A 12,941-nucleotide genomic window follows, 5' to 3' on the forward strand; every position below is an offset into this window, starting at 1 on the left:
ACCTTCAATCCTTCGTATTCAGAGTTTTTTCAATGGTTTTTATAGTAATTTTTAATCTTGATTTACGAATTTTTATATAATGAACAAATCATACTCAAATGTTCATTTTTTCACACAGTACACTTAATTTTTAAACTAGGCAATAGATTAACAGTCAGGAATGTAAATAATATCAAACCAAAAGCAAACAATGATTAATTACAAAGACTTAAATAACTCATGGTTTGTTTCACTAGTAAAACAGTGGCTTTCAGAGGCAATAGTTGAGTGCTTTACTCATGTTTTCCATTGTTGACACACTTCACACAAACAGTGCTGTTATGCTTTATATTATTTACACGTGAAGCGCTGTAATTTCGAAGGGGCACGGGGCATTTGCGCAAAAAGACGACCAAAAGCCACCAGCTAAATAAGTATCTAGCTGGTAAGGTCTTATAAAGGTTTTCTTATGCGATTAGAAGTTTGCTGGGGTGGTCGCGCTAACAATACGGCAAGGCGTATCAAACGGGTTGCGAAAACGATGGGGCAGTTCACTATTAAAGTAATAGCTATCACCTTCGTTAAGTTCAAAGACCTCTTCACCGACGGTGAGCTCAAGTTTCCCTTCAATCACCATGGCGGCTTCTTGCCCTTCGTGTTTAAGCATCTCTATGCCGGTATCAGCACCAGGAGGGTAAGTCTCACTCATCACTGACATGGCGCGATTTGGAAAATCTCGTCCAATCAATTTGAAATCCAAAACACCATCACCGATATCCAAAAGTTCATCACTACGATAAACCACCTTCTGTTCGCTGACGGTCTCATCTTCAATGGAAAAAAACTCCACTAGAGACATAGGTAATCCAGATAGTACTTTTTTCAAAGAACTCACTGACGGACTAACGCTATTTTTCTCAATCATCGAGATGGTACTGTTAGTTACACCTGCGCGCTTAGCAAGTTCACGCTGTGATAAGCCTTTCTCTTTTCTAACGGTTTTAAGGCTTGCTCCAATATCCAAATTCTTTCCCCTAATTGAAGTTGTCGTTCTATGCCTCCAACAACATGCAGAACAATAAAACGCACGCTCCGGTTGTAACCCAGAACAGCTTGATGCAATAAGTACTGTTCATTTTATCGGGCGTGTTTGTATTCTACAGGAAAGCGTGTTAAAAATAACGAACATCTGTAAATAATTTATTCATAGACTCTTGAGTATACTGTCCCAAGTCCAATTTACAATAAAAACACATGTTTGGAGAAAATATGTCAACTAAAAGCCCGGTGCATAGTGAGCAATACCCTGCCTCATATTACTTCGCAACAGCAAAAGAGCTACACCAATCACCGCGATTGGAAGAGGTAATCGATGTTGACGTATGCGTTGTCGGTGGTGGCTTTAGTGGCATTAATACTGCAATAGAACTGGCGCAAAAAGGCTTTTCTGTCGCGCTACTCGAAGCGAAAAGGATTGGCTGGGGAGCCTCTGGGCGTAATGGCGGTGAGCTTATTCGCGGCATTGGTCATAATATTGAACAGTTTGAAAACATCATCGGCCGTGAAGGAGTAAACAGCATCGAGCAGATGGGTTTTGAAGCCGTTGATATTGTCAGGCAACGCGTCAAGCAGCATAACATCGACTGTAACTTGCAGATGGGTTATTGCGATCTAGCCATTAAGCCTAAGCATATGCATGAGCTTGAAGCAGATCTTGAGCACCTAACAAAGATTGGTTACGGCAAAAACATGACCCTACTCGACAAGTCTCGGGTTGGCGAAGTGATTGGTTCAGATTTTTATCAAGGCGCGTTGGTCGATATGGCGAGCGGTCACCTACACCCATTAAATTTAGCATTAGGTGAAGCCAAAGTTGCCCGTAACCTGGGTGTTAAGATGTATGAATACAGTGCGGCAGAGAAAATAATTAAAGGTGATAAACCTAAAGTCATTACCGCTCACGGCGAGGTAAACTGTCAATATTTAGTGCTAGCGGGTAATGCCTATCTTGGTCACAAACTCGAAAGTAATATTGGTGGCAAGGTGCTTCCTGCAGGCACCTATATTCTCGCCACGGAACCGTTAACCCAGGCACAATGCGACAGCATCATTCCCAAAAATATGGCTTTTGCCGATCTTCGAGTCGACCTCGACTACTATCATCTCTCAGAAGATAACCGCTTGCTATTCGGTGGTTTATGTACCTATTCTGGTAAAGATCCTAAAGATATAGAAGCAGCACTCAGACCTAACCTTGAAAAAGTATTCCCGCAGCTTAAGGGCATACGTATCGATTACGAATGGGGCGGTATGATAGGCATAGGTGCAAACCGCCTGCCGCAAATAGGTCGCTTAACAGATGCTAAGAATATCTTCTACGCTCAGGCTTATGCAGGCCACGGCGTTAATGCCACCCATATGGCAGCCAAACTGATTGCAGAAGCCATTAGCACCCAAGCAGAACGCTTTGATATTTTTGCACAAATACCGCATATGACATTCCCAGGCGGCCCTCACTTACGTTCCCCACTGCTTGCTATGGGCATGCTGTATCATAGGTTCAGAGATATTTTTTAAATAGCTAGATGACATAAAAACTATAAAAAGCCCTCTAATCGTGCTGTTCAGAGGGTTTCAATCATTATTTTTCAATTATTTACATTTAAATCAAACACCGCACTTATTGAAGAGGTAAAAGTAATCGATGCTTGTAGGTAACGCCCTTGTGTCAGATCAGAGCGATGTAATTTAGATCCCGTAACTTCAATCCGTTCAACTCCTCCACCGTAACCATAGTAGGAACGGTTAGCACTTGAATTGATGCTATATATCTGACCTAAAGTGGCACCAAACGCTTTGGCTAAGTTCGTGCCTTTTGATATAGCGTTCTCTACCGCCAGTTGGGCCACCTTTTCTTTTAGCCCAGCAGCTTTTGAAGATAGCAGTTCTACATCCTCAACCACGTTAACATCAACACTTAAAGCGAAATCAATAAATTCATTCATTTTATCGATTTGAGATAACGACACCACAACCGTTCTTGTTGCCACGTAACCTGAAACAACTTCGTTGTCGTTGTCATCCTCAGCATAAGTCACATAGGGTTCAGTTAATAAACTTGACGCTGTAACTTCATCTTCAGTAATAGCAAAACCTTCTAAGCCTGCCAATAATAAATTCACTCGCTTATCAACAATAGCTTTAGCATCTATAGCTCGATCCTTAAGGGAACTGACCTCAAAAGTAATTCTGGCAATATCTGGTTTAGTCGTTATTTCCGCGCTTCCTTGAACGGCAATATGCCTGCTGTCAGGAAAATGTGTATTGGCTAGAATAGGTAAAGACAAAATGAGTAGGATTAGTAGATAACAAATTTTCATAAAACTTCCTTGTTGACTAATTTAACTTCTACGGTCAAAGCGCTATCACGACGAGTACTTTTTTAGCATAAAGTAACGTGCGGGACTGCCAGCAAACTCTGGCACAGTGCCGACAACTTCAAAGCCCAGTTTTTGGTAAAATTGCGGCGCTTGAAAAGATAAAGTATCAAGTTGCGCAACCAAACAACCTCTTTGCTTAGCTTGCTCTTCGGCTTGCAGCATTAATCGCCGTCCAAGGCCGCTGCCACGAACCACATCATCGACCCATACCATTTCGATAAGGAAATTTTTGTATATGCAGCGACCAGCAACTCCGCCTATGATTTTTCCTTGGTCATCTTTGGCCACGACTGATAATGGCTGGGCTTCTTCATTGCCCATATTTTCATTTCTATAACGGCGCAGCCCCGCTAACAAGGTATCATTTACAGCGCTGTCTTCTTTGTGAAGCACTTCAATTTTCATAATCACTACTCAGCTTTTTTTATGTACCAATATCAACACCCAGCAATATTGGTTGTTATACGTACTGCAAGTTAACAGCAGTAACACACTGTTGTAAATAAACTATCTAGCGATTGAGCCCTAGAAAACTACCAGCCAGAAAAAAGCCTGTAGAATGTTCTACAGGCTTTCAATGTCAGAAAAAAGCTATTTCACTGCAATGAACCACTACCATGCATATTCGGCAAACATCTTATCGACCGGCGTCTTAGCAACATGATTGACGTAGTTACTAATCACTTTTTGCGATAGCCCTAGAATGATCTCTAGCACTTGCTTTTGGCCGTAACCTGCCGCGTAAAACGCTTCTAGTTCCGCGGGCTCAACATTGCCTCGATTGCGAACCATACTCAAGGTTAAGTCCTGCAATGCTTGTAACTTAGCGGTTGGCATCGGTTGACGATTGCGTAACGCCTCAGTCAAATCAGGGTCAACTTTCATTGAATGCGCAATACCGGTATGAGCCGGAACACAATAATGACACTCATGCTCTACGTTAATGGTTTGCCACACCACAGTGAGCTCTTCAGCATCAAATGACGAGCTCGCAAATTGCTGATGCAACTGCATATAGGCTTGTAGTGTATTTGGCGACTCCGCCATTACCGAATATAAACCGGGTATTCTACCCATCTGTTTTTCAGCGCCTTCTAGAATCGCTTTGCTCTTGGCTGGTGCTGATTCAATAGTATGAAATTTAAAGTCGTTCATGAGGATATTCCTAAAGTTAGTAGTACTTGATTCACTAATTTAAGAGCAACGATGTCACTCTGATTACTCGATTTAAAAACAACATCGCTTTCTTTAAAAACAATATAACTAGCTTTGAACGATCGTTCAAGATAAAATTGAACAATCGTTCAAACTTTTTATTGGTGTGATGGCTATATGGCAAAGAATGCAAAATTCAATCGAGAACAGGTTGTTGAAAAAGCAAAAGATTTGTACTGGGAGAAAGGCTTTCATGCTACTTCTATGCGTAATTTGCAGGATGTCATCGATATGCGCCCCGGCAGTATCTACGCGACTTTCGGTAGTAAAGAGGGATTATTTAAGGAAGCTTTAGCCAGTTATACCCAAGCTGGCATAGCAAAACTCGCGCAATCTCGTACAGAAACTAGCTCGCCAATTGAGGCGCTAAAAGCCTTTATGAAAATAGTGATCATTGAACAGCAAGCTTGCGCGCCAAGCCCTTTGTGTATGTTAGCTAAAACCGTTGCTGAACTAACCAATGAGCAGCAGGAGCTCTTACAAGTTGCAAAAAACTCATTAAAAGCGATGGAACATGAGTTTGAAAAGCTAATATTAGAAGCACAAGCTCTTGGTGACGTTAGCACAGGTAAAGATAGTAAGAAGTTAGCTCGTTATATTCAGATCCAGATCTCAGGCCTGCGTACATACAGCAGAATCTGTGATGGAGATGCGCCACTAGCTGAAATGATAGACGATATATTTGACCACTATCCGTTCTAGTGACTAGAGGTAGCTGATCTTTCGAGCTTAGTTTTTTGGCGAGTTCTATGCATTAGGGCAAGACTTGAGCGATGATGCTTAGCCCACTAGGTGAATGTGCGTAATTCAACAATGAAAAAGCCTGTAGATCGCTCTTCAGGCTTTTAATCTTTGATAGGCTCATTAGCTTAAACACTCAAAAGTGACTACACATTTTTCAAACCATGCTTCGTCAAATCCAGTATAAATATATTCTATTTAGAGTGCTTAAAGGTGTTTACGCAAAAATTTACTTAGCTCGTCGTAAGCCACTTTTCGATTCTCGGGATTATCCAAGAAATGGGTTCCATCTTTAAACTCAATGTAGTTAATATCAAGCTTACCTTTAGCCTTTTTATAGAAATCTTTTGACTGACTATAGCCAACTCGAGTGTCTCTAGTGCCGTGAATAAGTAATATTGGCGCCTTAATTTTGTTAATGTTAGCAATTGCAGACACCTCATCCAATGCTTCAACAGCGTCTTCATCACCAAACTCTACAATATTATCAACATAGCTCGATTGACGCTCTTCGTCTTCAACTAGCACTTTCAAATCACTAATCCCAGCAATACTCACTACGCACTTAAAACGTTCGCTAGATTGAAATGCAGCAGTCAGTGCTACATAGCCGCCATAGCTAGCCCCGACAATACACGCGTCTTTTGTAACAATATTCTGCGTATCGAGCCATGCAACACCATCCATCACATCTTGTTGCATCCGCTTGCCCCACTGGTAATAGCCATCAGTCTCAAATTTAGTGCCAAAGCCTTCAGAACCTCTGAAGTTCATCTGTAGCACCGCGTAACCTCGACTTGCAATGAGCTGAACTAATGGATCAAAGTAACGCATATCTCTCGCATGGGGTCCACCATGTGGCAACACCACTAACGCAGGTTTCTCACCCTCTTGAAGCCCAACAGGCAGAGTGAGATAAGCGGGGATCATCAATCCATCACTTGCAGGGTATTCAATGGCCTGCACGCTAGCAAGTGGCTGTTTCTCCAAATGAGGGTACTGAGAAAACCATAGACCCCCTTTATTCGACTTGAGGTCTAACCAGAAATACTTACCTGGTGAATTATCTTTAATCGCAAATACCAATACTTTGCTTTGATCTTTGCTTTCACTACTAATAAATACTTCGTAACCTTTTAATGCTGCTTTTATATCTTCAAAATGCTGACTGTCTTTTTCATCAAAATAGTGACGTCTTTGAAAATCATCATTCCACGTTACTCCAACAATTTTCCCACTAGAGTTAGTGATGGTAGCGCTAAGATCAAACTTTTCATGACCAAACAGCTTTGAAGCAAATTGTCCACTGACTATGTCATAAAGCCACAAACTTTGACGGCCAGTTTCTCTATCACTCAAAATATATGCCTGACTGCCATCATCAGTTAAACCTTGAACGCTAAAGGTAGCACCTTCACCCATCTTCTTTTTATGCAATAAAGCAAAGTCTTCATCTTCCGTTTTACGATACCAAGTGCTGATAAAGTGGCCTTTATCTTGAAATATCCCCTTAGCTTTCTCTCCTCCGATACCTAAACGAATGACGCCATTAGCATCAGGGTACCAAGCACCAACTTCATATTTATTAGCAAATTGTTTATCGAAGCCACCATCAGATAGATCGACCTTAAATACACTGTATGCTTTATCTCTCTTATCATATGTGCTGATCAGCACGTGCTCCGGCTCATTCTTCAGTGTTGACGTTAACTGGTAAGATTGCACTTCATGGAAAGATTGCTTACTCATTCGCTTATTGATGAGTTCTCGGACCTTTTTAGTCTTAACATTAATGCCGTAAAGTCTAGATACTCTATAATACATTCCGTTGAAATAGCCTGGGTAGCTAGTACCGATAATCACATATTCACTGCCGGACCAGCGAACAAAGTCGACTCTATCTTTAGCTTTTTTGAGCTGAGCAAGCCCAGTAATCTTCGCTGAACCAAACGCTGATAAAACGACTAAAGGACCGTTTTCAGTATTATAAATAGCCACGATTGACTCGCCATTAGGAGAGACCTGCGGAGATTCAATCATTCTGAGATTAGAAAAACTTTCAACAGGAATGGTATTTGTCGCAGCAGCGCAAGGCAAGGTGAACACCAATGCCAGTATTTTTATCCACTTATCCATATGTATAAATTCCATTATGCGGTGATAACTAGTTGTATGTAAAAAAACAACCAAGTATAACAATTTCGCAACAATCACCATAATGAGAAATTTACACTTACAAACCACGCTATCAATCTACTTCGCAGAACATGGTCTGCACCATGATCTTTGAACCATCTCTTAGTGGTTCAAGTTCTGGCCGAGCTTGGAAACCTAGCTTTTGATAAAGCGCGATTGCAGCAGGGTTCCCCACTGTCACCAACAAGCGAACCTCAGCAACATTCATTGTCCCTGCCCAATCAAGGATTTCTTGCAGCAATAACTTTCCAACACCTTGGCCGCGTGCGCTGTTTGCAACCCACATTTGATATACATGGGCGCATCGGTAGCAATTGCTATGTACCACGCCAAACGCCAAGCCAACTGACGCACCGTTTAAGCTGACAACTAATGGCAGCTGTGTCGCAACTTTTGTAGCCGTGAGCCGTGCGCGCCATGCAGCTTCACTGAACATCCGCTCTTTTTCGAAAGTAGATCCAAAAGAGTCCGGCGCATCTAGCAAAGAGGCCAGACGTAACCGCCTATATTCGCGCCAATCTTGCTCCGTTAATTGCCTTACATCTATCGACCCCATAACACCTAGACCTTTCCACTTTTATGCCATTGTCATCGCCCAGACTACATAATAGGATGAATTATAACCATATCAATTTTATAGATTTTAACGCTACAATGACGACATCAGCCAAGATACAACATCGAGCATGCATATAAGGAACTCGCTTTGACAACCGCAAAATACAGCACGATTGCCGCTTGGTCGTTAGCGATTGCTCGGGCCCTTAGTGCAAGTAATATAGACGCTGAAACCATATTTAAACGAGCCGGTTTATCTTTGTCTCAGCTAGAAGCCGAACCCGATTCACGTGTGGCGATAGATAAAATGACTTTGCTTTGGCAAGCAGCGCAGCAAGCGTCTGGTTCTGCCGCTTTTGGGCTTACAGTTGGCCAATATGCTTACCCGATAAACTTTCGCTCGCTGGGCGCTTTGATGCTGAGTAGCGATACGCTTGCCCAAGCCTTTGAGACCTTACCCGACTACGCTGCTCTAGTCAGTAATTCAGCGGTGATTAGCTTACAACGCACCCCACAGTTACTTGGGTTTACCATCATTCCACTCAATGGCGTTGAGATCAGTGATCTCGCGATTGATGCCTTTTTCACAAGCTTGATGCTGCATGGCAAACAGATGATTGGTCATAGTGACTTTGTGCGTAAAATTGACCTGCTCAGAGCCACAGCTAAGTCACAACAAGCTTGGTTAGATGTGTTTAACTGCCCGGTAACTATGGCTGCAAATAGCAACTGTATGTGGATGGACCGCACTATGCTTGAGCAGACCGTTATCAGTAAAAACCGCCATTTAGCGCAGCACAATGAGCAAGTTGTCAGGCAGTATTTACATAAGATGCAAGCATTGAGCTGGCAGGAAAAAGCCAGCCAAGGGATCCATGCTCTACTCGTTAATGGCGAACCAACTGCGCTAAAAATTGCCCAAATGTACAATATCAGTGAACGCAGTTTAAGCCGTTATCTCAAGCTTGAAGGGACTGGATTTAGGGCCTTGTTGAAGTTAAAACGCCAAGAGCTCGCGCATCACTACCTCGTCAATACTCAAATGCCCGTTAGCTCATTATCTGACACCTTAGGCTATAGCAGTGTCAGTAATTTCAGCCGATCCTTTAGCCAGTGGAACGGCGTCAGCCCTGCCAGTTATCGGCTAAAGTTTTCTAGCTAACCCACTTTTGGGTCATTCAAGTTGGCGAAAAATGATAACCAACTCGTTACCAACTTGTAATAACTTACGGTTAATTGTTAATTTGCTAGCCAGTGAGTCATTATGCCAAGTCAATCTCAACGATGTCATTTTCCCGCTCTATCTAAGCTATTTACACCGCTGCTTGGCAGTTTAGCCGCCACCCTTCTGTTAGGTTGTCAGCCAAGTCCAACTGCAGTTGAGAGTAACAGTCCCGATGAATCCGGCTTTACCGCGGCAAGTAGCCACACCATCGATGCAAATAAAGCGCTGTTAGAAAAGCTTCCCTTTAGCGACACTCAGGATTTTGAAGACGCCAAACGCGGCTTTATTGCCAAAATGCCGAAGCTGGTTGTGACTGACAAGCAAGGTAAAGCCATCTGGGATAGAACCGCTTACGACTTCATAACCGGTGATGCGCCCAGCAGCGTCAACCCCAGTCTTTGGCGCCAAGCAACACTCAACAACATCGACGGCCTATTTGAAGTCACTGAGGGCGTTTACCAGCTGCGAGGCTTTGATTTAGCCAATATGACAGTGATTGCAGGTAAGACAGGTTGGATTGTGGTTGATCCGTTAACCACTGCAGAAACGGCCAAAACAGCATTTGAATTTCTCAAACAGCAACTTGGAGAGCGGCCAATTAGCGCGATTTTATTTACCCATAGCCACATGGATCACTTTGGCGGCGCACTCGGCTTACTTGAAATGAATACTCCAGATAAAAACTCCCTAGATGGGATAGACATTATCGCCCCAGCAGGCTTTATGCATGAAGCCACCAGCGAGAACGTGATGGCTGGTACCGCCATGAGCCGCCGAGCCATGTATATGTATGGCAAACAGCTGCCGCGCTCTACAAGGGGGCATATTGGTTCCGGGCTAGGTAAAGAGCCTGCCTTTGGTCAATTTGGAATTCTAAGCCCCACTACCGTTATTGAGCATGACTCAACTCAGCTCATCGATGGCGTGCCATTTGAGTTTCAAATTGTCTCCGGCAGTGAAGCGCCAGCAGAGTTTACTTTTTACCTACCAGAGCAACAGGCATACTGCGGCGCTGAATTGGTCTCTAAAAACATGCACAACTTGTATACTTTGCGCGGGGCTAAGGTGCGCGATGCGCTAACATGGAGCCGCTCGATTGATAAAGCACTCAATGCCCAGCGCGATACCAAAGTGTATTTTGGCAGTCACCACTGGCCAATTTGGGGGCAAGAGCCAATCAATCACTTTTTAACAACCCAGCGAGACACCTATAAATATATTCACGACCAGTCAGTGCGCATGTTAAATGCCGGACTCACGCCAGCCGAAATAGCTGAAGCCATAGAGATGCCTCCAGCACTGGCAAACACTTTCTCAAGCCGTGGCTATTACGGTACAGCCAAGCATAATGCAAAAGCAGTCTATCAAGCCTATTTAGGTTGGTACGACGCCAATCCCGTTCACCTAGATCCGCTACCTGCAGTCGAGTCAGCGGAAAAGTATGTCGCGTTAATGGGCGGCGCCGACAATATTATCAAGCAGACTGAAATCGCCATAGCAGGCGGCGAATATCGCTGGGCGGCAGAACTCATCAACCATCTTGTAGTGGCAGATGATAGCAACAGCCGCGCTAAAGAGTTGTTGGCTTCGAGCTACGACCAACTCGGGTATCAAGCTGAGTCAGCACCTTGGCGTGACGTATACCTGAGCGCGGCTTTCGAGCTACGTCACGGAGCACCAAAGAAAGGAATCGATCTCGCGTCAATGAAACAGATCTTACTGCGATCGCCAGTCGAGAATTTTATGCAGTCAATGGCATCAAGAGTGATTGGTCCTGAGGCGTTTGGTGAGGAGTTTGAGCTTAATATTAATTTTACTGACTTAGATAAAAACTATGTGCTAACACTTAACAATGCAGTATTACACCACAAGCTTGCACCTAAATCAGCCAGTGCCAATGCCACGCTTAACATCAGTCACGAACTGTTTGTTGATATCATTATCGGTGCCGCAGGCGCTTCCGATGTCATCTTCTCTGACGAGCTTAGCATTGAAGGCAGTAAGCTAGATCTAGTCAGTTTTTTCTCCATGTTAGATCAGCCAAAAGGTGTGTTTAATATCGTCACGCCTTAAGGTTTATAGGTTCAATATTAAGCGGCTAGCCCATAGTTTAGAGGCTATGAGCTAGCCGCGTCATCATTCACTAAGCCTGTCCATATTTATTCTATCCTCGCACAAAAAGGCACGCCGAACGGCACGGCTGCAACAGTGATTATAGGGGGCTCCTCGTCAAGTCCCATTAACTATGGCTGTCTATGTATTTCTTAGCAGTATAGCCGCGTTCAACATGCAAGTGCACCATTACAGCTAACTCATTGAAGAGACAGTCATCCTGAAGCTTCTGCTAATGTTTATGTGCGACCATAACACAGCAAAGGACTCCAAGATGACTTATACCCACCTTAGCATGTCTGACAGAAAAGCTATTTACTATCGATATAATTCAGGAGATAGTTTCAGAAAAATGGGGCTAATTAAGAGGGGAAATCACTAGCTATCTAAGTTTGATTTGTCATGCCTGTCCATATAAACCGCCGGTTTATCTTTTTTAACGTTTACACAGCTAAGATATCCGCTTTCTTTCTTACCGGAACTAAATTCATAAGCCCATCCATTTAGTCCTGATATGTATTGTACATCATCAGCCATTTCATTCGATGAAACCCCATTCAAGATAGCCATACGAGAAATGACATTAGCAACACGACCAGGAAACTCTTTTAGAACATTCCACTCTTTAGTTAAGTTGCTATACTGGTATAACAAAGAATATTCGACTCTTGTGTCTTCACTGTTAACGATATTCTTAATGGCAAACACATCACCATCTAAGCTTTTGAATACACTAACAAAGTCACCTTTCTTTATCAGTGTATCCTTTCCTTGTTGTTCGTTATGGAAATAAAGACCAATATCATCACCATATCCAGCCCAAAAGTAGCCTCCCTCATACTGAGCAACACTAAATAAAAACCTTGACATATAGTTGACCGGAAGCTGATTAATAAAGTTTCTGTTAGCCTTTAAAGCATGCGGTATACCATCTATTTCGAATATAGAATAATAGGCGCCATTATTTGGCACTAAACCTTGAATTGGGCACTCTACATATTCATCTGCAAGTAATTGATTTGATATCATGCTAAAGAAAATAATACCAAGTTTCATAAGTTTTTTCATTTAAACTCTCTTTCCCAGCCTGATTGATAATTGACCCTTGGATTAAATTGATGCTGTGTCCCATTCAAGAGCAAAATCCTTAGCCAGCCATTATTAATCAATAACATACCCAGTTTAAAAACTGATATCAACGATTGCTACTTACCAAACGTGTACTTGAATGGCTTACAACAAAGAATGACCAGACGGTTCGAAGGAACTGGGGAGTTTACTGGGATTTATAGGTTTAAAAGCGCGGCTGATTAACTCGGTGTTTGAACAAAGGTATGCGGGCTTAAAGTAATATCTATAGCTAGCCACTATAAATCAATAGCATAAGCCAGCTTCCCTCTCAATATCAACGCACATATCCTACTCTAAACCTCTAGATGTTCTTTCAATATCGATTGCTAGAGGAAAATAGGTAA

Annotated in this window: 11 protein-coding genes; 4 read left to right on the forward strand and 7 right to left on the reverse strand. The window is 42.8% G+C overall.

From position 1 onward, the window contains the following. Positions 1-454 precede the first annotated feature (454 nt). Positions 455-1,003 carry a cupin domain-containing protein gene (locus AB4135_RS05415; RefSeq protein ID WP_020914162.1) on the reverse strand — a complete coding sequence of 183 codons (549 nt, stop codon included), beginning with the start codon at positions 1,001-1,003 and terminating at the stop codon, positions 455-457. A gap of 245 nt (positions 1,004-1,248) precedes the next feature. Here AB4135_RS05415 and AB4135_RS05420 point away from each other — a divergent pair, with 245 nt between their 5' ends. After that, a complete protein-coding gene (locus AB4135_RS05420; RefSeq protein WP_371990969.1) occupies positions 1,249-2,556 on the forward strand; it encodes an NAD(P)/FAD-dependent oxidoreductase in 1,308 nt (435 codons plus the stop codon). Positions 2,557-2,627: 71 nt separating this feature from the next. Here AB4135_RS05420 and AB4135_RS05425 read toward each other — a convergent pair whose 3' ends face one another. From AB4135_RS05425 to AB4135_RS05435, 3 genes are all read right to left on the reverse strand, one after another. Beyond that, entirely contained in the window at positions 2,628-3,359 is a 732-nt protein-coding gene (locus AB4135_RS05425; protein WP_371990971.1) for an SIMPL domain-containing protein, read from the reverse strand. Between the two features lie 45 nt (positions 3,360-3,404). Beyond that, on the reverse strand, positions 3,405-3,824 hold the full coding sequence (locus AB4135_RS05430) for a GNAT family N-acetyltransferase (protein WP_371990974.1): 420 nt from the start codon (positions 3,822-3,824) through the stop codon (positions 3,405-3,407). A 207-nt stretch (positions 3,825-4,031) separates the two neighbouring features. Continuing rightward, positions 4,032-4,574 (reverse strand): carboxymuconolactone decarboxylase family protein, encoded by a 543-nt coding sequence (locus AB4135_RS05435; protein WP_371990975.1) that lies wholly within the window; start codon positions 4,572-4,574, stop codon positions 4,032-4,034. A gap of 177 nt (positions 4,575-4,751) precedes the next feature. On the opposite strand from AB4135_RS05435, the gene AB4135_RS05440 reads away from it, so the two are divergent. Then, positions 4,752-5,336 (forward strand): TetR/AcrR family transcriptional regulator, encoded by a 585-nt coding sequence (locus tag AB4135_RS05440; protein ID WP_371990977.1) that lies wholly within the window; start codon positions 4,752-4,754, stop codon positions 5,334-5,336. 246 nt (positions 5,337-5,582) lie between these two features. On the opposite strand, the gene AB4135_RS05445 is transcribed toward AB4135_RS05440, so the two are convergent. Together AB4135_RS05445 and AB4135_RS05450 are read right to left on the reverse strand one after the other, a co-directional pair. After that, positions 5,583-7,511: an alpha/beta hydrolase family protein gene (locus AB4135_RS05445; protein ID WP_371990979.1), complete on the reverse strand. Its 1,929-nt coding sequence runs from the start codon at positions 7,509-7,511 to the stop codon at positions 5,583-5,585. Between the two features lie 112 nt (positions 7,512-7,623). Beyond that, positions 7,624-8,127, reverse strand: a complete 504-nt coding sequence (locus AB4135_RS05450) for an N-acetyltransferase family protein (protein ID WP_371990981.1) — start codon at positions 8,125-8,127, stop codon at positions 7,624-7,626. Between the two features lie 150 nt (positions 8,128-8,277). On the opposite strand from AB4135_RS05450, the gene AB4135_RS05455 reads away from it, so the two are divergent. Together AB4135_RS05455 and AB4135_RS05460 are read left to right on the forward strand one after the other, a co-directional pair. Beyond that, positions 8,278-9,291: a helix-turn-helix domain-containing protein gene (locus AB4135_RS05455; protein WP_371990983.1), complete on the forward strand. Its 1,014-nt coding sequence runs from the start codon at positions 8,278-8,280 to the stop codon at positions 9,289-9,291. A gap of 102 nt (positions 9,292-9,393) precedes the next feature. Beyond that, positions 9,394-11,427 (forward strand): alkyl/aryl-sulfatase, encoded by a 2,034-nt coding sequence (locus AB4135_RS05460; protein ID WP_371990985.1) that lies wholly within the window; start codon positions 9,394-9,396, stop codon positions 11,425-11,427. 417 nt (positions 11,428-11,844) lie between these two features. Here AB4135_RS05460 and AB4135_RS05465 read toward each other — a convergent pair whose 3' ends face one another. Continuing rightward, positions 11,845-12,534: a hypothetical protein gene (locus tag AB4135_RS05465; RefSeq protein ID WP_371990987.1), complete on the reverse strand. Its 690-nt coding sequence runs from the start codon at positions 12,532-12,534 to the stop codon at positions 11,845-11,847. Between the last annotated feature and the right edge of the window lie 407 nt (positions 12,535-12,941).

This window comes from Shewanella sp. 10N.286.54.B9, from assembly GCF_041468565.1.
Lineage (GTDB): Bacteria > Pseudomonadota > Gammaproteobacteria > Enterobacterales > Shewanellaceae > Shewanella.